This window comes from Tardibacter chloracetimidivorans, from assembly GCF_001890385.1.
Taxonomy (GTDB): Bacteria; Pseudomonadota; Alphaproteobacteria; order Sphingomonadales; family Sphingomonadaceae; genus Tardibacter; species Tardibacter chloracetimidivorans.
Window position 1 is genome coordinate 38,273 of sequence record NZ_CP018222.1, and the last position, 18,192, is coordinate 56,464.

24 protein-coding genes are annotated in these 18,192 nt (G+C 64.7%); 2 read left to right on the forward strand and 22 right to left on the reverse strand.

The genetic code is table 11. The features are described 5' to 3' along the window. The first annotated feature begins 269 nt into the window (after positions 1-269). On the forward strand, positions 270-530 hold the full coding sequence (locus BSL82_RS17795; protein ID WP_072598923.1) for a CopG family ribbon-helix-helix protein: 261 nt from the start codon (positions 270-272) through the stop codon (positions 528-530). Then, the gene (locus tag BSL82_RS17800; protein ID WP_072598924.1) at positions 527-826 is read left to right on the forward strand and encodes a type II toxin-antitoxin system RelE/ParE family toxin; all 300 of its coding nucleotides are present in this window, start codon (positions 527-529) and stop codon (positions 824-826) included. The genes BSL82_RS17795 and BSL82_RS17800 overlap by 4 nt, the downstream gene beginning before the upstream one ends. A gap of 119 nt (positions 827-945) precedes the next feature. Here the strand turns inward: BSL82_RS17800 and BSL82_RS17805 are convergent, their stop codons facing one another. The 22 genes from BSL82_RS17805 to BSL82_RS17905 form a co-directional block, all read right to left on the reverse strand. After that, positions 946-1,290, reverse strand: a complete 345-nt coding sequence (locus BSL82_RS17805) for a DUF7673 family protein (RefSeq protein WP_226998738.1) — start codon at positions 1,288-1,290, stop codon at positions 946-948. A gap of 51 nt (positions 1,291-1,341) precedes the next feature. Further along, positions 1,342-2,133: a hypothetical protein gene (locus BSL82_RS17810; RefSeq protein WP_072598925.1), complete on the reverse strand. Its 792-nt coding sequence runs from the start codon at positions 2,131-2,133 to the stop codon at positions 1,342-1,344. Next, positions 2,130-2,411: a hypothetical protein gene (locus tag BSL82_RS17815; RefSeq protein ID WP_072598926.1), complete on the reverse strand. Its 282-nt coding sequence runs from the start codon at positions 2,409-2,411 to the stop codon at positions 2,130-2,132. The genes BSL82_RS17810 and BSL82_RS17815 overlap by 4 nt, the downstream gene beginning before the upstream one ends. Further along, positions 2,408-2,608: a hypothetical protein gene (locus BSL82_RS17820; RefSeq protein WP_072598927.1), complete on the reverse strand. Its 201-nt coding sequence runs from the start codon at positions 2,606-2,608 to the stop codon at positions 2,408-2,410. Before BSL82_RS17820 ends, BSL82_RS17815 begins: the two co-directional genes overlap by 4 nt. A gap of 22 nt (positions 2,609-2,630) precedes the next feature. Next, entirely contained in the window at positions 2,631-2,873 is a 243-nt protein-coding gene (locus tag BSL82_RS17825) for a hypothetical protein (protein WP_188084358.1), read from the reverse strand. Next, entirely contained in the window at positions 2,870-3,136 is a 267-nt protein-coding gene (locus BSL82_RS17830; RefSeq protein ID WP_072598929.1) for a hypothetical protein, read from the reverse strand. Before BSL82_RS17830 ends, BSL82_RS17825 begins: the two co-directional genes overlap by 4 nt. A gap of 487 nt (positions 3,137-3,623) precedes the next feature. After that, positions 3,624-4,058, reverse strand: a complete 435-nt coding sequence (locus tag BSL82_RS17835) for a DUF6884 domain-containing protein (RefSeq protein ID WP_083579365.1) — start codon at positions 4,056-4,058, stop codon at positions 3,624-3,626. Further along, entirely contained in the window at positions 4,055-4,246 is a 192-nt protein-coding gene (locus BSL82_RS21210; RefSeq protein WP_083579366.1) for a hypothetical protein, read from the reverse strand. Before BSL82_RS21210 ends, BSL82_RS17835 begins: the two co-directional genes overlap by 4 nt. Before the next feature lie 3 nt (positions 4,247-4,249). Further along, positions 4,250-4,549, reverse strand: coding sequence for a hypothetical protein (locus tag BSL82_RS17840; protein WP_072598930.1), 300 nt, complete (start codon positions 4,547-4,549; stop codon positions 4,250-4,252). Next, positions 4,546-4,836 (reverse strand): hypothetical protein, encoded by a 291-nt coding sequence (locus BSL82_RS17845; protein ID WP_226998737.1) that lies wholly within the window; start codon positions 4,834-4,836, stop codon positions 4,546-4,548. The genes BSL82_RS17840 and BSL82_RS17845 overlap by 4 nt, the downstream gene beginning before the upstream one ends. Positions 4,837-5,140: 304 nt before the next feature. Then, complete coding sequence (locus BSL82_RS17850; RefSeq protein ID WP_072598931.1) at positions 5,141-5,563, reverse strand: hypothetical protein; 423 nt, start codon at positions 5,561-5,563, stop codon at positions 5,141-5,143. Beyond that, positions 5,560-6,159 carry a hypothetical protein gene (locus BSL82_RS17855; protein ID WP_072598932.1) on the reverse strand — a complete coding sequence of 200 codons (600 nt, stop codon included), beginning with the start codon at positions 6,157-6,159 and terminating at the stop codon, positions 5,560-5,562. The genes BSL82_RS17850 and BSL82_RS17855 overlap by 4 nt, the downstream gene beginning before the upstream one ends. Further along, entirely contained in the window at positions 6,156-6,383 is a 228-nt protein-coding gene (locus BSL82_RS17860; protein ID WP_158011114.1) for a hypothetical protein, read from the reverse strand. Before BSL82_RS17860 ends, BSL82_RS17855 begins: the two co-directional genes overlap by 4 nt. A 52-nt stretch (positions 6,384-6,435) precedes the next feature. Further along, entirely contained in the window at positions 6,436-6,996 is a 561-nt protein-coding gene (locus tag BSL82_RS21580; protein ID WP_335743915.1) for a zincin-like metallopeptidase domain-containing protein, read from the reverse strand. Next, complete coding sequence (locus BSL82_RS17870) at positions 6,993-7,859, reverse strand: ArdC family protein (RefSeq protein WP_072595456.1); 867 nt, start codon at positions 7,857-7,859, stop codon at positions 6,993-6,995. The genes BSL82_RS21580 and BSL82_RS17870 overlap by 4 nt, the downstream gene beginning before the upstream one ends. A 169-nt stretch (positions 7,860-8,028) precedes the next feature. Further along, complete coding sequence (locus BSL82_RS17875) at positions 8,029-10,191, reverse strand: integrase (protein WP_072597917.1); 2,163 nt, start codon at positions 10,189-10,191, stop codon at positions 8,029-8,031. Next, positions 10,188-11,975, reverse strand: coding sequence for a hypothetical protein (locus tag BSL82_RS17880; protein WP_072597918.1), 1,788 nt, complete (start codon positions 11,973-11,975; stop codon positions 10,188-10,190). Before BSL82_RS17880 ends, BSL82_RS17875 begins: the two co-directional genes overlap by 4 nt. Continuing rightward, on the reverse strand, positions 11,972-13,321 hold the full coding sequence (locus tag BSL82_RS17885; protein ID WP_062061010.1) for a tyrosine-type recombinase/integrase: 1,350 nt from the start codon (positions 13,319-13,321) through the stop codon (positions 11,972-11,974). Before BSL82_RS17885 ends, BSL82_RS17880 begins: the two co-directional genes overlap by 4 nt. 156 nt (positions 13,322-13,477) lie before the next feature. Beyond that, on the reverse strand, positions 13,478-13,822 hold the full coding sequence (locus BSL82_RS17890; RefSeq protein WP_226998728.1) for a zincin-like metallopeptidase domain-containing protein: 345 nt from the start codon (positions 13,820-13,822) through the stop codon (positions 13,478-13,480). Positions 13,823-13,866: 44 nt separating this feature from the next. Further along, on the reverse strand, positions 13,867-15,696 hold the full coding sequence (locus tag BSL82_RS17895; RefSeq protein WP_072598793.1) for a reverse transcriptase/maturase family protein: 1,830 nt from the start codon (positions 15,694-15,696) through the stop codon (positions 13,867-13,869). A gap of 714 nt (positions 15,697-16,410) precedes the next feature. Then, a complete protein-coding gene (locus BSL82_RS17900) occupies positions 16,411-16,830 on the reverse strand; it encodes an ArdC-like ssDNA-binding domain-containing protein (RefSeq protein WP_083579367.1) in 420 nt (139 codons plus the stop codon). A gap of 842 nt (positions 16,831-17,672) precedes the next feature. After that, the gene (locus BSL82_RS17905; RefSeq protein ID WP_072598934.1) at positions 17,673-18,005 is read right to left on the reverse strand and encodes a single-stranded DNA-binding protein; all 333 of its coding nucleotides are present in this window, start codon (positions 18,003-18,005) and stop codon (positions 17,673-17,675) included. Between the last annotated feature and the right edge of the window lie 187 nt (positions 18,006-18,192).

Consider the following 18,192-nt stretch of genomic DNA (forward strand, 5'->3'; position numbering starts at 1 on the left):
GGCATCGCGCCGGCGAGCTGGGCGACGTGGAGCGGAGGGCAGGGGGGCGTTGCGGGGGGACATGTCCCCCCGCAGAGGGGGTAGGGCGAGACGCGGCACGCGGCTCGAACTCAGGGGGAGACTTCCCCCCGTTATTCCGCTCTAAACTTAGAAAACCACTATCCGGCCTATAGCGTGGGAGAACGCATAGGAAGCTGTCCTTGCAGCTTATGGAGACATGGGCTGGCAAGTGTGTTACAACGTGCACGACACACGGAAAGGAGGCCCCAATGGGTGCCAGCACAACGATGACGATCCGCGTCACGCCCGATCTCAAGGAGAAGCTGGGCCGACTGGCGCACAATACGCGCCGCACGCGGTCCTATCTCGCGGCCGAAGCCGTCGAATCCTATGTAAACCGCGAACTGCGTATCATCGAAGGTATTCAGCGCGGGCTTGCCGACATGGAGGCAGGCCGGGTTACGCCGCATAAGGAAGCGATGGACCGGATTGATGCCGCGATAGAAGCCGCCAGCAACAACGCCGCATGAGGCATGTGCAATGGTCAGACGACGCGCTGGATGATCTGGAATGGCAAGCCGTCGCCATCGCGAAGGACAACCCCGACGCTGCGCGTCGGGTCGCGAGGCGGATTCGAGCGACAGGCGACAATCTTGCCGATTTCGCAACAGGACACCCCGGACGGGTCAGCGGCACATATGAAAAGTCGGTCGCCGGGCTCCCCTACATCATCGCTTATGCGCTGAGCGAGGATGAAAGCGTGGTGACGATCCTCCACGTCATCCACACATCGCGGAATTGGCCGGAGGAAGAATGGCCGCAATAGAGCGGTGAATCGGATGAACGAACCCCAATAGCGCCCGCGCGGCCCCAGGGCCGCGCCCGCCGCACCGCTTTGGCGGTGAGGAGCGCCCCCGCCAAGGTGGGGGCGCTGGCGCGTCGCCCTTACGCCTCGGCCGTCTCCACATCGGCCCGCCGCCATAACCGGATGAGTTTCACGATCTCCGCCCTGCGGCCAAAGGCATCGGCATAGGTCGCGACGCCCTGCTGACCGAGAAACGCGAACAGGGTCGTCATGTCCGCCGCGATCGCGCGGTCCACGCTGAATAGGTCGGCTATATCGAAACCACCCCAATCCGACGCGTTCCACCATGCCAGCAGGAAATTCGCGGTGATGCGTGACTGTCCCGTGTCTGACAAAGCCACGGTCAACAGGCGATCAAGCGCCGCCTGCGCTTCGGAATGAGGGATATTGCCGGTTTCGTTCATCTCGCACCTCTTGGCCTGCATCATGGCGCATCGCGATCAGAAGGCAAAGGCTCCCTGAAACGCATTGGATGCCTAGAAGGCGAAAGCAGCCTGTCCGCTGCTTTCGGTGAAGCTGACGCTATCACCCGCCGCATAGCGGTCACGGCCTAGCTGGGACCATTGGAGGTAGCCGGAACGGTCGCGACTGAACCATCCGTCCTCGACGCCGATGATGAAGCCCCATGCCAAATCCTCGGCACAGTCGGGGCCGGAATTGATCGGCCAATGCTCGCTGCCATTGTCCTGTCGGCAAATCGTGGGCTGCCTGAATGCACGAGTGATCGCGCTCCGGTCGGCGGGTTCGGTCGCGCCCATTTCGCGCATGATCGCTCGCGCCTCCGCCGTGTTGATAAGACCGGCGGCCTTCTTGTCCTCATGGTCGGAATAGCGGCACCCGTAGGCGACGGCCCGCATGATGCAGCCGGGTTCGGTGAAATCCTGCGTTTCGAGCAATTCGCGCCATTTGCCTGCGCTGATAAGGTCGACGGCGTGCCACCAGCGCGCCGTGGGAGCGGTAGTATAACCGAAGCGGTTGGGAGCGCCGTTGCGGTCGATCTCGAAGCCCAGCGCCGCTTCTACGCGCCGCACATAGGGATGTTCGGCCAGCAGGGGATGGCGAAGCCCGATCCTGCGAGGCTGGTCGCCATCGGGCGGGCAAACCTCGATAGGGAAGCGGAACATGCGCGAGGGCAGATTCCAAGGCGCGGCAAGCGCGAAGTCACGGGGCACGTCGAACGAACGGTTTATGTCCAGAATGGCGTGGTTCGGCGCAAAGCCCGCCGCGACGATCTGTTCGCCCAGCTCGTCTTTGATTGCTTCGGTCATCGCCCCGCCTCCTTGCTGGTCACACGGTCCAGAAGGCGCACCATCTGCGCGGAAAGCGATTTGGCGGTGCCAAGGACATTGGCCCTGTCGTTCGTATAGTAGGCCACACTAGGCCACCCGCTCGGCGTGATCCGGTGCCAGTCGGCACTATGCTGACGCTGATCGGCAAGAGCGATAGACGCGAGGCGGTATGTGATCCGATATTCTCCGTCCGCCTTGGTGATCGCCATATGCGGCAAGGCGCGGATCGCGGCAAAAAGCTCCTGATCGTTGGTCATGGCGCGTCCTCCATCCCCGTCTCGAAGGTGCGCCGCTCGGCCATATAGTCGCCGCTCCGCTCGCAATCCTCGCAAGTCTCGTGATCGTGAACCGATACAAGGGTCCACTCCTGCGCCTCGGCGTCCCATGCGGCCGCTGCGTCCTTAAGAATGCTGGCGCTCCCGCAGTGAGGGCAACGCATTTCGATGTTTTCCATGATGCTCGTTCCTGTCAGGAAGTCAGAAGATGCCGTGGTCGCCGCGCCAGATGGATGCCATCTCGCAGCCAAGCTCATGCGCGCACATGGCAAGATCGAGGTCGAAATCCTCAACCTGCTCGCGGTCGGCGCTTGTCATGGCCCGCCAGTCGATCCGCGCCAGAAAATCGTCGCGTCGCGCGCAAAAGCGCTCCAGTTCGGCAAGTTCCCGCGTGATCCGTTCCCGGTGCTGTTCGCGGGTTTCAACGAGGGTCGGCATGGTCACGCCCCCCCTGCGGGAAAGCTGTCACCATCCTCATAGCGACGCGCTATAGCGTCCAGCTTGCCGGACATCTCCTTGAGCGTCCGCGCGGTTACATAGGTGAAACAGCCACCCGCCGCTTTGGCCAGCGGCTCATGATAGTAGGTTTCCCAGCCTCGCCCGCCCCGCCTGATCCGCATAAGATAGGAGGTTTTCCCGGCCATCGTGTAACCGACATATTCACCGGCCTTGAAGCCGCTGGATTCGATATTGGCGTGGTTCAACATTCCAGTTCCCTTCTTAAGATGGAGCCGAAGGCGATGGCTGCCATCGACTTCTGCCTGAGCGGCGAGCCGGGTCGGGGAATGGCGCAATGAGGGCTGATCGCGGGGGAGGGGGATCACCCGCCCTGCACAAGCGCAGCGCGGAAGGGCGGGGACACCCCCACGATCACCAAGCGAGGGAGCCTGCGACCGAGACGGCTTGGCCCTTGCGCCAGGGGGCAGGAACAGGCCCCGGAATCCCTGCAAACAGCGCGGCCGATCTATCGGCGGCCATTGCGATCATTGGCGGCGTCGCCGGCGAATGACCGCCGCCCCACGAAACGAGACCGATCCATGCGGGGAAATGCCGGGGTGAGGGGGGCAGTGACAATCTGCCAGGGTGGTGCGGGCGCAGCGCAGCGAGCCTCGGCCGGGCTGATTGTCATTGTGGGGGAGAGGGGCGCGCGGCCCCTCTCCCCGGCGCACAAGAATCTCGCCGCCCTGGGCGGCGTCACTTTCCCCGGCTCGCGGCGAGCTGCGCCGCGAGCCAAGCCTTTTGCTGGCCGATTCCCAATCCGGCCATCGGAACGCGGGCGCGGGCGGCAGCATAGCCAAGCAAGGGCGCGCGGTAATGCCTCCCCGCCAGAAAAACGATCTCGCCCCGGAAATGGAAACCTAGAAGTTCGTCTAGCTGGGCGATAACGCGCGCACCCCATTGGCGGCGGTCGAGCGCGCTCATCGTAGCGAGCGCCCTATCATAAGGATCGACAAGGGTATCGGGATGCAACAGGCCATGCTCCGCCGACAGGATGAACCAGCGGGAACCAGTGCTTTCGACGTAGGCGCGGGCTTTCCCGAACCAATCGGACTGATAAAGATCAGCCGCGCGCCGACGGGTCGCGGCTTTCTGCGCCACGCAACTGACCAGATATATCGCGTCTGTCACCGATCATCCTCCAAATCCGCGAAGTGGTCGGCAAGATGATAGGCGAGAAGCTGGCGACCCCATGTTTTGGGGAGCGGTTTGCGCTCCGCTTCATGGGTGACGGTCGGCCCGCCGAACAAGTCCAGTTGCTGGCCGATCAGCTTGGGAACGGGGACATAGCGGGGCGGGCGGACGCAATGGCGGGCCATCGGTCACCCCCTCTCGCCCGGCTGCGCTTCATCGGCCGCGCCGTCCCCTGCGAATAGGGAAGCGCCAAAGCCAAATCCTTCGGCGGCGTCCTCGATGGTAGTTACAAGGCCGTCAAAGTCCTCTTCCGGGCCTAGCAGGTCGGCAATCTCGATCACGGCGGCAAGGTCCGCGCCATGGTCCTCGGCTAGATCGCGAAGATAGCCAAAGCGATCAAACGCCCCGTCTGCTTCATAGCGCTCGATAGGCACGGTCCGCTCGGCGTTGATGCGAAGAATGGTGGCGATGGGGATATCGGCGCTCATTGGCTGAACTCCCGATATGCGGCCTGATCCTCGTAGCGGATGGCATCCACGTCCCACATCGGCCCCAGCACCCCCTTGAACTTCGGCTGTCCGATCAGTTGTTCGCGCTGACTGCGATTGCTGTTGAAATAGGTAAAGGCGTAACCCTTCGCGGCGGCGGCGCTGATGGCCTCGTCCGGCGTGGCGGCGTCAAATTCGGTGACGCTGACGGCCTTGCCGATCATATGGACAATTCGGTATTTCACTGGCTTTCCTTCCAAATTGGAGCCGAAGGCGATGGCTGCCATCGACTTCTGCCTGAGCGGCGAGCCGGGTCGGGGAATGGCGCAATGAGGGCTGATTGCGGGGGAGGGGGATCACCCGCCCTGCACAAGCGCAGCGCGGAAGGGCGGGGACACCCCCGCGATCACCAAGCGAGGGAGCCTGCGACCGAGACGGCTTGGCCCTTGCGCCAGGGGGCAGGAACAGGCCCCGGAATCCCTGCAAACAGCGCGGCCGATCTATCGGCGGCCATTGCGATCATTGGCGGCATCGCCGGCGAATGATCCCGGTCAAGAACCCCGCCGGATCGGTGCGCCGATCCGGCAACCGCTACAGGTCCAGCTCGCCTTGCCGGAACTCGGCGGGTTCCTCGCCTTCCCGGCCTTGCCATGCAATCTTGTCACCCTGCCAGATGGTGACGAAAGCGCGGCCCCGCTCCGGTTCGGGGTCGGGCTTGCGCTCGAAATTGTAGCAGAAGCTGCGGCCCATCGTGCCGCCGCTGGCGACAGGGCCGCCCGGACGATGGCGGATATGATGGCAATAGCCGCTCGGTTCCTTGACCCGGCGACCATAGCCGCCCTTCCATGCCCGATAGTCGAATTCCTCCCGCTCGGTGGGCGGTTTCCAATGAAGGCAGCGGCTACAGGCAGCATCATAGGGGCGGGGTGCATAGGCCGGGGGCGGCGTCTGCGGCGCCGGATCGTCCAGCGGCGGTCCCCCGTTGTCGCCTATGCCGGGGCGGGGGGCCTTCATTGTTCATTCTCGATCGGCTCGACGTCGCGTAGCTCGACGAAAACGATCTTCTCGGCGCGCTCGGCCCCTACCGGATCAAGATAGATATGGACATAATCGGTGATGGTTCGGGATATGCGCCAGACCACGCCGACGCGGCCCGCTCTGCGCTCGAATTGGCCGTCGATGGACGCTGACGCTCCTATGAGGCGAACGCGCTGGCCAAGTCGCAGCCAGTTTGCCGCTGAACGGAGCATCGCCGCCTTTTCTTCGTCGCTTAGCGCGGGGCGGCCGATGCCGAATGCTGCATGGGGATCGCGCGCGATCCGGGCCAGCTTCTCGTCAATAGGCTCCGGTTGCCAGTCGATGACCGGCCCCGGCTTCGTCCGGTGCATGTGTGTCACCGCCCTCGCGCCGAATAGATCGGGCTGCACGCCTATAGTGCGTCTGGCGATCATGGCGGCATGATAATCGTGACGCCATTGCCCATCGGGTGTTAGGCGCGGCTGCTCGCGCGCGAGTGTCATAAGCTCGGCAAATTCCGCTTCCGACACGGTGGCGATCCTCGGGTTGTAGCCTGTCACCGTTCGGCCGCGTTCGTCTGTGTCGCCGCTCATGTCGCGGCCCCTTCCGCGACGGCAGCAGCGGCCAATATGCGAAGAAAAGAGGAAAGCCGCTCGATCCTGTCGGCGGTCGTGTCGTCGCTGGTGGTGTCCATGTCGTAATGGTCGAGATAGACGCGCAGTAACGCGCGATATTGATACGCATCGGGGCCACTGGTGAGGCTCGCGGCCAGATAATCATATCCGGTTTGCAAACGCAGTTGCTCGTTCGTGGTCATGGCTCGGTCCTTTCGATAAATGGCGGTGCGGCTGCGCACCGCCCCTGATCGGTCAAGCGGCCTGCCGCGCGGGTTCATCGGTCATGTGGGAGAGGATCAATTCGCTCGCGGCCTGCGCGGCGGCGGCGGCGCGGAAGATGGCGCGCTTGTCGCCCCGAAGCGCCTTGAGCCAATCGGCAATATAGGCGGCGTGATCCTCGCGCTCGGTCGGTTTCATGCCTAGCTGCGCGCAAAGCATCGCTGCGCCAATCTCGGCGATATATCCTGACAGTCCAGCCAAAAATGGCGGTTGGAAATAAAAACCATCGGTGCCTCCAGCACTGCCCAGAACCCCATGGCTCCCCCGATGCGGGGGCGGGCGGCGAGAACGACCGGAGAGGCCCGCGCAAGCGGCGGGCCGCACCCGGCTCGGCGAAGCCGGGCTTGCGGCGCGCCGTGGCGGGCCTAGCAGGGAGCGCCGACCAGACCCGCATCGAGGGAGGCCCGAAAAATCAGCGCCGCCGCGCCAGCGGCGTCCGTTGGTGAGCGGGCGAAGCCCGCGCATCGCCATGCGCGACGAAGCGGCCGAGCCCGCGAGGGATCGGCCGCTCAGCGTTGGTTGCTGCTGGATCATGGCTGCCGGGTGTGCATCCAGTCGGCCGCCGCCTGCGCCTTGCTCGCCGCGGTGAAGATCGCCCGGGGCTCGTCCTTGAGCAGTTGCAGCCAGGAGGCGATGTAGGCCGCGTGATCGGGTCGCGGTTCGTGCGCGATCCCGAGATCGGCGAGCAGGAACGATGCGGTCAGCTCGGCGGTCGCTTCCTCCATGGCGAGCGCGTGCTTGGTCCACTTGGTGCTGAAATCCCGGTCGAGCCGATGGGCTGCGCCACTGGCATGAGCTGCCTCGTGAATATGGGTGGCGTAGAAGCCGTGGGCGTCGTGGAAGGCGCTGAAATCCGGCATGTGGATGCGGTCTTCGGCGATGTGATAATAGGCGCTGGCCGAGCCGTAGACGGTATCGATGCCGAGCGCGGCGATGAAGGCTTCGGCGGCGGCGAGGCGTTCGCTCTCGGGCAGGACCGGCCCCGGTTCGGGCGCATAGCCATCGATCTGATCGGCGTTGAACAGGCTGAACGCCTTGGCGAAAAGCCGTCGGTGGTCGCCATCATCGTCGCTGGCTTCGTCACCCTTCGCGCGAAACTCCTTCCAGAGGACGCCGAGGCTGGCGTGCTCGCCCTTGCGGACCTGCGCGCCGAGCGCCTGCCACTGGCGATAGGTGCCCCAGACCCCGCTCGCATAGCCGCTGCCATAGGCGGCCGCCCAGAGCGAGACCGTATTTATGCCGCGATAGGGCTTGCCGCTGGCGACGTTGGTCGGGCGGGTGACGTCGGCGCCGGAATGATGCCACGGCATGCGCCAGGTGCCGGTGCCGGCTTCGATGGCGTTGACGATCGCTTGCGTGATGCGCGCGTAGACGTCGACACGTGGTGAGGCTGACATGATCTGTTCTCCGTTCTCGCGGCGGGGACCATCCCCGGCGGCGGAGGCCCGTTCGCGCCGGGCACAGGGGGGCTCGCGCACCCGTCAGGGCCGCAGCGAAGCGAAGGACGGCGAAGCCGTTGCGCGGGCGCGCCGACCGGCGCAGGACTCCGCCAACAGCCGGGGTGGTCTACGGCGCGGGAGGATCGATCCCGGCAATCACCGCGGTCAGGCGATCGAGCTCGCGCTGGAGAGCTTGACGCTGGAGATCGGAGATGCGCCGTTCGCGTAGATGCGCCCTGACATCGGCCGCCGCGCGTTCCCAGGCCGGCCTGTGGCGGGCGGTGATGCAGGCGTTGGGACAGCGGGTCGGCTCGCACAGGGCGGTGAGTGGCTGCGCGGGATCGGGGGTCGTCACGCGCTTGAGGCAGAGCGCGGTCGCGGGATCGAAGAAGCAATCCGCGAGCGGGCCGACATGGAAGGTGCGCGCGACGCTGGCGAGCATGACGCGCAGGCGGGCGCGATCGGCGATCATGGCGGGCAATGGCCCGAGCTGAACGGCGGCATCGTCGAGCGTCCGCCCGATACGCGGTCCCGCCGGCCCGCCAAGCGATGCGCCGCCCTGACGCCGGTCGAAATAGTCCAGCAGGTCATCAGTCTGACCGAGCCGGCACTGCGCCTCGACCTCAGCGCGAAACCCCGATGCGCTGGTCCCGGCATAGCCTTCGAACGCGGCGACCGAGGCGTGCTTGTACTGGATCATGCCGGCGATGGTGCCGAACGGACGGTTGGCGATGTGCCACGCGATCGTGCGCCGGAACTGCCGCGTCGTGATGCGCCACGGCTTGCCATCGGGACCGGGCGGGATGACCGGCATATCGGGGCTGCCGAAGGCGGTGTTGAGGTGATCGCGGAAGGTGTTGAGCTGACGGACCACCTCGCTCGACAGATGCGTCTTGGAGACGGCGCTCGCGCGCAGCACCGGCCAGAGCGTATCGCTGCCGCTGGCGCGCGCCGGTCCTGCCGACAGGCGTTCGAGCACCGTGATCGCATCGGCGACCGGCTCTATCGTCACCCAGCTCGCCGCCTCGCCCACGGCCGCCCGGCGCTTGTAGATGGTCGATCGGATGCGATGCCGCTCGATCAGGCCGTCCTCACTGCGCGCGATAGAGAGACACCCGCGCCGCATCGCCTGCACCTCGCAGTCGCGCATGCCGGTCAGGTAGGCGCACACGATATAGGCGGCGGCCTGGAGCATCCGTTCCTCGTGTGCGAGAGTCTTCGCGTCGAAGTGCTCGCGCCATGGCCGACCGCTCTCGGGATCGATCGAGATCGGCGTGTCCATGCCGCCGACCTCTACCCCCAGTTCGGCCGCCACTGCGTCGATCAACCTCGCTTCACCGCCGGTCAGCAGGAGATGCGCGCCTGGCTCGGCCTGCACGTCGATCCCGGCATGGAGATGCAGGAGATGGGCGTTGATCGGTGGGGTCACGGCGCCGGTGTTGGGGTCGACGCGCAGCTTGCCGTTATGAGCGGTGCCCCAGATCGGTGCGCCGCGCCCCTCGCGGCGTCGGCGACCGAAATAGGCCTTCAGGCGGGTGCGGCGACGTTGCCGGCGATCAGCGTCCGGGAGGCCGGAGTCGGCGGCGACGAGACGATCCCGGCGCGCTTCGAGCCGATCAAGCTCGCGACGGGCTGCGAGAATGTCGTCAGCGAAGACGGTGACGTAGCGCAACGACCATGCGAGCAGCGCGGCGATGACCTCTTCCGGGAACCGCGGCGTGCGGTTCTCCCGGACATGCCGGTAGCCCGCGACGCGGGCGGGCGCCTGTCCGGCCCAGGGCTCGAATGCAAGGCCTCCGCCAGCGAGGTGGTCACGATAGTGATAGAGATCGGAGATCACTTCGAGGAGGTGGCCGACGATGACGGGTCGCCGGGCCGGATCGGCACGAAGGTGCCGGGCATAGGCATCGACCAACGCCTGATCGATACGGGAAACGTCGAGCCGTCCGAGCCGCTCACGGGCGAAAGCGAAGAACCGGCGGGCACGGTTGAATGCCTGGCGAATGCTCGCCGGCGGCAGCTTCGGGCGGTAGCCGGGAAGATCGACGTTGAGACGGGCGTAGAGATAGGCGCGCATCGCCGCCTGCACATCGGCATGTTCGAGCACGTCGAAATGCACGGTGACGTGGCAGCGCCGGGCGTTCTCGCGGAATACGGCGAGACCGAGATCCCAGCTCGGGTCGCCGACGCGAGACAGCTCCTCGCGGGCGTGGCCCTCCTTGAGCGGCGCGCTCGCCAGCACGGGGCGATCGTCGAAGGCAGGCTCTTGGGCATGGGCGGGTATGGTCATGCGCGTGCCTCCGGCGGCAGATAAAGCCGCTCGCTCTCCATCTGCCGGCGCGCATCGGCGATGACGGCATCGGAGAAGGCCGGCACGACCTGGGCGGTGATGCGGGCATGGACGCGGCCGAACTTGGCCGCCCAGTCGGTCGCGGGCAGGCTCAGCCGCTGTTCTTCGACGAAGACGAGGAAAGCCAGGATCGCGGGGAGCTTGCGCGCGGTGATGACGGCGTTAGGGCAATCAAGGCAGCCCCAGAAGGGCTGCGCACAGGGCGAACCGGCCTCGGCGAAGGGACTGTTATGGAAGCCCGCGCAGGCGGCGAGCCAGACATCCTGTTCGCCGTCGAGCAACGGACCCACGGTAGCCAGCGGCATCAGCGGCTCGGCCTGATCGGGCGCTTTGCGCAACGCCTGCTCGGCGGTGGGCGGAAGCACGGTCGGCATCGCGGCGGCGACCGCTGCGCGGAAGGCGTCGGCGACGGCCGTCTCGTGCAGGGGCCGGAGCGACGGCAGATCAGCATAGTGGCGCGCCGCTACCTCGCGCGAGTGGCCGACCGCGAAGCGGGCTATATGCCCCTCGGTCTTGGTGTACCATAACGCCTTGTGGGTCTTGCGGAGCCGGGAGAGCAGCAGGTGGAGCGGCTTGCCGTCGTCATCGACAATATCGTTCTGCGCCACCCAGGCATCGATCCGTTCCGTCGGGTGGCGGATACCTGCCCGCAGGCCGCCAGCGTTGTGATAAACCCAAATACGATCGTCGTTTAGATGCGTGCGGGCAGTCGCCGTGACCTCGATCAGGCGACGAATAAGACCGCCAGGCGTGCCACCACCGCCGTCGCGGACGTGCATGCTCTTATGCTCGGCGCCGCGAGCGCGGCGCTTGAGATAGCGCAGTTCCACCGTGCCGGCATGGGGGTTGGTGAGACAATCCACGGTCAGCGTCTTCAGGCACTCGGGCTCGAGGCCGGTATCGAGCGTGAGCAACACGAGCAGCGCCGGCAGATCGCGCGCAAGCAGGTGATGGCGGCCATGCAGGTCGTCGATGAGCGTGCTGATCGGCAATGCGCGCCGCATGCGCATGAAATAGAGGCTCTTCAGCGCGGGCTGGTCTGCGACGATAAAGCCCTGCCGCGCGATGATCGCTTCGACATCGGCGCGCGCGCTGGCGATGACCGGGTCGCCCTCATCGGTCCGGTCGTCGGCGCCGAGACGGCGGAACATCGCTTCGACATCGGTCCTCGCGGCGTCGCGCAACGCGCGGGCGACGAAGGGGCTATAAGCATCGCGCGGGGTCGAGCGGCCCGCCGATGTGGCCAGCGTGTAGCGCAGCCGCTCATGCAGGTCGGACGCGATCCGATCGGGCCGGTCTGCCTCGATCGCGCGCAATGTGTTGATGATCTTGCCGACCGTTATGTGCCGGTGGATCGCGCCCATCCCGCGCTGTTCGAGCGCGGAGGCGAACCCATCGATATGGACTGCGCGCAGGTCGCTGACGCCAGCCACGTTCAGCGCGTCATCGCCAAGCCAGGCGAAGAACAGGCGGTAGGCATTTACATACTGCTTGATGACGCTGGCCGCACCGATGGGGCCGCCGAGCGCCGCTGACCGACGTAGCGCGCCCGCGAAGGCGATGGCGAGTGGGCGAGGAACGAGCCCAGTCATATCGATCAGGACCGTTCCGCCATGCCGTGCCTCGATCGTGAACTTGAGGCCGAGCACAGGATCGGGCTGCACGGACTCCGGCGTGATCGGCGCGAAAGCGACAGGCCGGCCCTTGCGGGGATGCCCGCTCATGCGCCCTGCGGTCCCGGCAGCAGCGCGAGCAGCTCCTCGACGGCCGCGTCCACTGTATCGGCGCGCGTCGCGATATGATCGAGGTAGATATAGGTGGTGGTGAGGCTCGCGTGGCCGAGCAGACGTTGCACCTGTTGCAGCGGGTCGCCCAGGATCAGCCGGTAGCTCTCCACCGGCCCCGCCGGCAATGCCGCTTCGCGCCGCCGCTGCTGGATCAGCAAGGCGAGCATATGGACTGCGAAGGTGTGACGAAGCTGGTGGGGACTGATCGACAGCGGGAAACCGTTCTCCTCGCACCGCTTGCAGGCACGGGTGAAGATCACCTCCCACGAGTTGGGGCGAACAGGCTGCCCTACCTCGGTCAGCCATAGCGCCGCCGGCTCGTGGGGTGGTCCATCCTCGTCGCACAGGATCAGGCGGCATCGTTCCTCTGGGGTGCAGACATCGCGCATGCGGTCGAGACCGGCGCGGGTGACAGGGATCGGTCGTTCGAGCTTGGCCGCGCCGTCCCGCGCGGCGAACTTGGTCACGCCTGCGGCGCGTTCGACGGCGACATAGGCGGCGATCTGACGCAGCAGCCGACGCGGGACCAGCACACTGCGTCCCCGGTCGCCCTTGGTGAGCGGCGGCGGCAGGCGCAGCCAAAGCTGCTGAGCCTGATCGTGGTCGTGATCGATGGCCGCAAGCTCATCGGCGAGCAGGCCCGACGCCTCTTCAAGACGCAGGCCAGTGGTGACGAGAAGGTCGGCGAACAGAGCGTTGCGCAGCCCGTTGCGATCGCGAGCGCCGGGGCGCTCGGTGCCGTCCGGGGTGAGGCCGCGCAGGCCGACCTCGCGGAAAATGTGGTAGTCGTCCATCGTGACGAACCGCACATCCGACCGCCTGGCAACACGTTCATAGGCGTCGTTGCGCGCCGCGATCATGCCACGACGGCCACCTTGCGCCGGTCGCCACACGGCGCGGCGGCTAAACGGCGCGTCGGCGATCAGCCCTTGCTGCTCGCCCCAGCGGTAGAGGCGATCGAGGCTGGCGACAGCCCGGTTCCAGCTTGCCGCCGTGATCCGGTGATCGGCCTCGTCGCGGCGTCGCTCACGATGATAGGCATCGACATCGTCGCGGGTCGCAGCCCACACGGTCTTGCCGCAGGCATCGAGAAAGCGGAGCCAGACCGCAACATCATAGGCGTAGGCGCGAAGCGAGTGCCGCGAGCGGACCCCCGACAGCGGCAGGTCGAGAAAGAAGCGATCCAGATCGGGATCATAGAGCGCGTCACCGCGCAGGATCAGCGGCACATGCGCATCGAGACCCTTGGCCTCGCGGCGCTCGCAAACAGTAATGATCGACACCGGCCCGAAACCCTCCCCCCGGACCCCCCACCCGGAAGCTGACCTCACACCGATGCGCTCTATGGCCCGGCAGTAATCAGGCTGGCCTCCGCCAGCTCTTGGGTCAGCGCTACGGCCAGCCTGATTACTGCCTACCGTGGGCGTCCATCGCCGACCTTACTGCAATGTTGCGGACGGCGCAGACTGTCCAGATAAGGCAATCAGTTCCTCGAAAGCCCGGATTTCCTTGCTTTTGCCGTAGTCGCGAAGGCTGTCGCGGTCCAAGCGGTCGGGATGCCCGGTGCTATGGATTCCTTCGTGGGCAAGGGTCGCATAGAAGGCGTTGCCGCTCACGAAATCGCCAAAGGCGGGCATCTGGATGCGATCTTCGGACTGCCGATAGAACGCGCTCGATCCCCCTTCGCTATAGGGAACCGGGTAGCGGGCAAAGGCGGCGTCAAGGTCCGGGTCGCGCTCGTCGCGGTTCTTGATCTCGACAACCGGGACCGGATATTTCGCCATGTCCAAGCCGTCGATTTGCTCGAGTAGGGTAGGCCGGCAAAGTCTCAGAGAGAACATTGCTCGGCCCCCCTCCGAACCGGACGTGCACCTTTCAGCGCATCCGGCTCTCCACGACTGCGTGCTATCCGCCGTTGGCGGTCGGTTGGTTGACCGGCGTGGATGCTATGATGGCAAGCGACGCATAGGACTACGCGCTTGCGCTGCCGGGCTGCTCGCATGTGGCGAGACAGTCCGGCATATTGCATCTCCGCGACCCGGCGGACGTGATGGATTTCACAGGGAAGGTCTTCCCGACCACACCGCTCGCACTGGCGAGCATTGAGCCGTTCGACCAACTCTGTCCTGCTAAACACGAACTGAGCTGAGCGGGGATTATCGATCCCGCCCCACGTTCGTACATGTCGTCGCAGATCCTTCAGCTGCCACAACTTGATCGCGCGGGGTTCATTTCCCACTTCGAAGCGGATGAAGAATTCCATCCCACGCCGCAGTCTGGCGAAGACGCTGCGAGCCGATGTCCTATGCTTGGCGGCGATGGTTTTGACGCAGGAGAACAGGGCGAAGTAACCCCCTTTGTTCAGCTTGCGCTTCACGTCGTCAGCTAGGGCATAATAGTTCGCAAAGCCGCGCCATTCGGCATTGTAGGCAAGGACGATCTCCACGTCGCTTGCGAAGCGCAGCGCGGGCCGACCACGCGGGCGGAAGGCTTCATAGTCGCCCCAGCCCTTGTCGTTGACGAACCGGACAACCCGATCCCTCGGAACGCGAAGCCGCAGCCGGTCAGCCAAGCCGCGCCGCAAGGTCGGACGACCATCGAAGATCGCCTTGTGCGGATTACGGTTGGTGCTGGTGCAGACCTCGTATCCTAAGAACCGCGCCCCGTCCGTGGCTTTTCGGATTCCGCTTTTCTCGGCGGACATTTCCAGCTTCAGGGTGTCGGTCAGGAAGACCCTGACCTCATCCATCAACTGGCGTGCCTCCGCTTTGCTGCCGGTCACACCGATGAGGAAGTCATCGGCATAGCGGCAGTATCGCAGTCTCCTATAGTTGGGATCGAGGGCGTCGCTGGCCGGAACGGTTGCCCGTTCTGCCTTGAGCCGACCGATCTCCTCCAGCATGGAGGTGATCTTCGGGAAGTCCGCAAACCCTTGGGCTCGCAGCGCATCCACATTCCGACGAAGGTAAGAGATGCGGTTGCGGATACGACGATAATCATTCGTGTATCCGCGTTTGTCGCCCTTGGTGAAGCTGACTATCCGGGCCTCAATGAACATATCAAGCTCATGGAGGTAGATATTCGCCAGCATCGGCGAGACGACACCGCCCTGAGGTGTGCCGCTGTAGGTCCGATGATAGACCCAGTCCTCGATATAGCCCGCCTTGAGCAAGCCTCGGATCAGACGCATGAAGCGACGATCCGCGATCCGCTTTTCCAGCAGGCCGATCAGAACATCATGGTCGATATTGTCGAAGAATCCAACAACGTCGACGTCGATCAGCCACTTCACCCCCGTCCATTTGGCGCGGATGGATTCCAACGCCGTATGGCACGAGCGCCCTTTCCTAAACCCATGCGAGTGCTGCGAGAACAGCGGTTCATAGATTTGCTCAAGGAGCGTCCGCACCACTTCCTGGACGAGCTTGTCCTCCGTGGTCGGCACGCCAAGCGGCCGTTTCTTGCCGTTGGCTTTCGGGATATACACCCGACGTACCGGCTTGGGCCGATAGCTTCCGTCCGCCAACCGGTCGATGATCGACCTGACCATCTCGGGCGAAAAGCCGTCGAGTGTCTTGCCGTCAACGCCCGGCGTCATCGCACCCTTGTTGGGCGCGATCTGCTGATAGGCATGCTCCCAAAGGAGCGGGCTTTTCATGAGGCGGAAGAGTCCATTGACCCGCCGACCCGACCTGATGATGGTCGGGAGTGATCTGACGGCCCTCTCGATGGTATCTGGCAGCATTAGCACACCTCCTCGTGAGGTTGTCTGATCGCAGTCGCTGCCGCCCTTCCCCCGAGCGTTGAGGCTTTTCGCATGGGTTGCCCCGCACTTATGGCCGCGCTCGTTCCCCATCAGAGTGGAGACTGTCCCGGCCATTACGCCGGGCATTTGAGTACTATGGCGGCTCCGTCGCCATGCAGGTCCGGCAAGCCGTCCTGTTTAGGCGATCCCGCAATTACGGAAGTCGGAGTTCCGACGTGGTTAGGTGCCCCGTTCGTTCACTTGCCCCTCCCTACAGAGGGTGCGCCGGAGAAGCTGGCAGGCTCGCGGCATGACCGCTTGCTCGGGAGGAACTCAACGCCCTTTCCTCCATTTCTCCGATGTGCCGCGTCAACCATCCTGCGACACCGCTCACGTTGTTAGCCGCTGCAAACTGGGGTTCAGGCAGTATAGCTTTCACCATACACGTCTTGCCCTGATCCATGACGCCGCAGATGGCTTTGGCGCTTCCGGACCTTTTCTGAACATGCTACTTTTCCCCGTCCCTTTCAGGATTTCAGCTATTGCTAGCCGAGGTTAGTCCAGTGGGCATGATCTATAGCCAGCAAGATCATCTACTCATGGTAGAGCTCCTTTGTACTTCCGCCGTTACGGCGCACCATTGAACACGACATAGCGTTTCAGATAGCGGCGGGTTCGATCCTCGCCGTCATCGTCGCTCTGATGCTGCTCGGCCTCGTTATCCTTCGGGGTGAAGGTTCCGGCATGAACGACAAGACTGCCCTTCTCGCCCTTGCGGACCTGACCGCCCAACTCGCGCGCTTGCCGGTAGGTCATCCAAAAGGGATTGGCGTATCCGTGCCCCATCGCTGCGGACCAAAGCAGGAGGATATTGATTCCCCGGTAGGGAGTCCCTTCGTGCCGCATGGGAAGGGTCGCCGCCCCCGATGCCCAAGATGGCGACCAAGGGCGGGTGCCTTCCTCCAACAGAGCGATAATGCTGGCTGTGACCTCTTCGTAAACGTCGATCCGATTGGCTTGTGCGCTGCGGACTGATTTCCGTGCCATGTGCTTGTTTCCCTTCCTAAAGATGAAGCCGAAGGCGCTGGCGTCATCGGCTTCTGCCTGCTGGCGAAGCGGGTCGGGGAATGGCGCAATGAGGGCTGATTGCGGGGGAGGGGGATCACCCGCCCTGCACAAGCGCAGCGCGGAAGGGCGGGGACACCCCCGCGATCACCAAGCGAGGGAGCCTGCGACCGAGACGGCTTGGCCCTTGCGCCAGGGGGCAGGAACAGGCCCCGGAATCCCTGCAAACAGCGCGGCCGATCTATCGGCGACCATCACGATCATCGGCTGCATCGCGGGCGAATGATCGGCGCTTCGGAAAACGGCTCGGCCATGGCCCGCCGAAGTTATGCAGGAGGAGAGGGGGCAGCGAAAATCTGCCGGGGTGGTGCGGGCGCAGCGCAGCGAGCCTCGGTCCGGCTGATTATCGTTGCTGGGGAGAGGGGGCCGCGCGCCCCTTTCCCCGACAGACACAAGGATCTCGCCGCCCTGGGCGGCGTCATTGATCGGCCGCGGCGTCGACCAGGCGGCATGGGTCGTGCCGGCGAGTTGGGCGACGTGGAAGCGGGCAGGGGGGCGTTGCGGGGGGACGCGTCCCCCCGCAGAGGGGGTAGGGCGAGACGGCGAAGCGGCTCGAACTCAGGGGGAGACTTCCCCCTTCGATCGCGTAACCCGGACCTCCGAAGCCCGAAGGCTCTCTACGGCGCTATTGGGGAGCGCGTTCGCCTTCGGGCTTGTCCACATGACAGAAACACGCAAGGCAGCTTTGAGGGTGGAAACCGTGGCCGTTCGGACGTGAACGAACATGAAAGAGGGGCGGGCCTTGCGGCCCCGCCCCAGCGCTATCAGTCGGCGCGTTCGGCCGCGTGAGCGAGGATGCCGAACTGGTCGACGATGCGGTCGACGGTGTAAACCGTCTCGTCACCCTTCTCGTAGCTGCTGTCCCGCAGCCGGCCTTCGACCCGCACCAGGTCGCCGACCTTGGCCTTGTCCGCGATATAGTTGCGGGTGCCTTCGCGGAAGATCGCGACGCGGTTCCAATAGGTGTCATCGGCCCATTCGCCGGTGTTCTCATCCTTGTAGGGATAGTTGGCAGCGATCTTCAGGTGGACTACACCGTTACCGGCCTTGATCTCACCGATGCGGCCGATGATCTCGAACTTTGCAAGGTTACGCATCTTCATTTCCTTTCTTCGGGTTGATGATGGAAATGGGCGTCGCGGCAGCTTCGGCGCGTGCAAGGAAAGAAACGGAGGGTCCGTGGCACACGGAAACCGTAGCCCCGGCCTCGGCGGGGTGGTTGTTTCCTTGCACGTCTGAGCCGGGGCGGAGCGATCTTCCATCAGCAAAAAAGCCCGTTGAAAG

Excerpts from the sequence above, each read along its gene's own strand:
- BSL82_RS17850 (WP_072598931.1), bottom strand. The coding sequence starts at position 5,563 with ATGAAGGCCCCCCGCCCCGGCATAGGCGACAACGGGGGACCGCCGCTG.
- BSL82_RS17800 (WP_072598924.1), top strand. The coding sequence starts at position 527 with ATGAGGCATGTGCAATGGTCAGACGACGCGCTGGATGATCTGGAATGG.
- BSL82_RS17795 (WP_072598923.1), top strand. The coding sequence starts at position 270 with ATGGGTGCCAGCACAACGATGACGATCCGCGTCACGCCCGATCTCAAG.
- BSL82_RS17890 (WP_226998728.1), bottom strand. The coding sequence starts at position 13,822 with ATGGCGAAATATCCGGTCCCGGTTGTCGAGATCAAGAACCGCGACGAG.
- BSL82_RS17895 (WP_072598793.1), bottom strand. The coding sequence starts at position 15,696 with ATGAAAAGCCCGCTCCTTTGGGAGCATGCCTATCAGCAGATCGCGCCC.
- BSL82_RS17805 (WP_226998738.1), bottom strand. The coding sequence starts at position 1,290 with ATGCAGGCCAAGAGGTGCGAGATGAACGAAACCGGCAATATCCCTCAT.
- BSL82_RS17860 (WP_158011114.1), bottom strand. The coding sequence starts at position 6,383 with ATGACCACGAACGAGCAACTGCGTTTGCAAACCGGATATGATTATCTG.
- BSL82_RS17840 (WP_072598930.1), bottom strand. The coding sequence starts at position 4,549 with ATGAGCGCCGATATCCCCATCGCCACCATTCTTCGCATCAACGCCGAG.
- BSL82_RS21210 (WP_083579366.1), bottom strand. The coding sequence starts at position 4,246 with ATGGCCCGCCATTGCGTCCGCCCGCCCCGCTATGTCCCCGTTCCCAAG.
- BSL82_RS17845 (WP_226998737.1), bottom strand. The coding sequence starts at position 4,836 with ATGGCAGCCATCGCCTTCGGCTCCAATTTGGAAGGAAAGCCAGTGAAA.
- BSL82_RS17815 (WP_072598926.1), bottom strand. The coding sequence starts at position 2,411 with ATGACCAACGATCAGGAGCTTTTTGCCGCGATCCGCGCCTTGCCGCAT.
- BSL82_RS17880 (WP_072597918.1), bottom strand. The coding sequence starts at position 11,975 with ATGAGCGGGCATCCCCGCAAGGGCCGGCCTGTCGCTTTCGCGCCGATC.
- BSL82_RS21580 (WP_335743915.1), bottom strand. The coding sequence starts at position 6,996 with ATGATCCAGCAGCAACCAACGCTGAGCGGCCGATCCCTCGCGGGCTCG.
- BSL82_RS17855 (WP_072598932.1), bottom strand. The coding sequence starts at position 6,159 with ATGAGCGGCGACACAGACGAACGCGGCCGAACGGTGACAGGCTACAAC.
- BSL82_RS17830 (WP_072598929.1), bottom strand. The coding sequence starts at position 3,136 with ATGTTGAACCACGCCAATATCGAATCCAGCGGCTTCAAGGCCGGTGAA.
- BSL82_RS17870 (WP_072595456.1), bottom strand. The coding sequence starts at position 7,859 with ATGTCAGCCTCACCACGTGTCGACGTCTACGCGCGCATCACGCAAGCG.
- BSL82_RS17900 (WP_083579367.1), bottom strand. The coding sequence starts at position 16,830 with ATGGCACGGAAATCAGTCCGCAGCGCACAAGCCAATCGGATCGACGTT.
- BSL82_RS17820 (WP_072598927.1), bottom strand. The coding sequence starts at position 2,608 with ATGGAAAACATCGAAATGCGTTGCCCTCACTGCGGGAGCGCCAGCATT.
- BSL82_RS17905 (WP_072598934.1), bottom strand. The coding sequence starts at position 18,005 with ATGCGTAACCTTGCAAAGTTCGAGATCATCGGCCGCATCGGTGAGATC.
- BSL82_RS17810 (WP_072598925.1), bottom strand. The coding sequence starts at position 2,133 with ATGACCGAAGCAATCAAAGACGAGCTGGGCGAACAGATCGTCGCGGCG.
- BSL82_RS17875 (WP_072597917.1), bottom strand. The coding sequence starts at position 10,191 with ATGACCATACCCGCCCATGCCCAAGAGCCTGCCTTCGACGATCGCCCC.